1 protein-coding gene is annotated in these 845 nt (G+C 60.6%); it reads left to right on the forward strand.

The features are described from left to right. Positions 1-44: 44 nt before the first annotated feature. Positions 45-767: an IS6 family transposase gene (locus tag ACT3S3_RS15255; RefSeq protein ID WP_444615243.1), complete on the forward strand. Its 723-nt coding sequence runs from the start codon at positions 45-47 to the stop codon at positions 765-767. Positions 768-845 lie beyond the last annotated feature (78 nt).

Genomic DNA, 845 nt, shown 5'->3' on the forward strand with positions numbered 1-845 from the left:
GGTGCTGTTGCAAAGTTGGGGATGGCACGTGAGGATCAGGTCTCATGAGCATCTTCTCCGGTCGCCACTACCCGAAAGACGTGATCCTGTGGGCGGTGCGATGGTACTGCCGGTATGGGGTGTCCTACCGGGATCTCGAGGAGATGCTGACCGAACGCGGTGTGCCGGTGGATCACACCACCATCTACCGCTGGGTGCAAAAGTACGGTCCCGAACTGGATAAACGTACCCGTTGGTACCGCCAGACCTCGTCCTGGTTCGCGGATTCCTGGCGGGTGGATGAGACCTACATCCGGGTGGGTGGGAAGTGGTGCTATCTCTACCGTGCGGTGACCAAGGACGGCCGGACTCTCGACTTCTACATGTCCACCCGCCGCAACACGCAAGCGGCAACGAGGTTTCTGGGAAAAGCGCTGCGTGGTTCTGGTCACCGCGGCCCTGATGGTGGTCCCCGAGTGATCTGCACCGACAAAGCACCCACCTACACAGCGGCGATAGCGACGCTGATCGACAGGAAGAAACTGTCGAAGACAGTGCAACACCGGCAGGTGAAGTACCTCAACAACGTGATTGAGGGTGATCATGGCAGGTTGAAACGGATTCTGGGCCCCAAGGGTGGCGGGTTCAAGAATCCGGTGTCGGCGTACAGGACACTGCAGGGTATGGAGGCGATGCATGCGCTGCGCAAAGGCCAAGGCAGGATGTTCGCCTTCGGACGGGCGAACGCGGATGTGGTGATCGTGGCGAAGGCCTTCGCAGACGCCTGAGAGATCAGGGCTACAGGGTTGTGGACCGCCTTCTCGATCGGCGTCCGGGCACCGCCCGCTCCACTTTGCAACAGCACC

It is taken from the genome of Corynebacterium sp. AOP40-4SA-5 (assembly GCF_052377355.1).
Lineage (GTDB): Bacteria > Actinomycetota > Actinomycetes > Mycobacteriales > Mycobacteriaceae > Corynebacterium.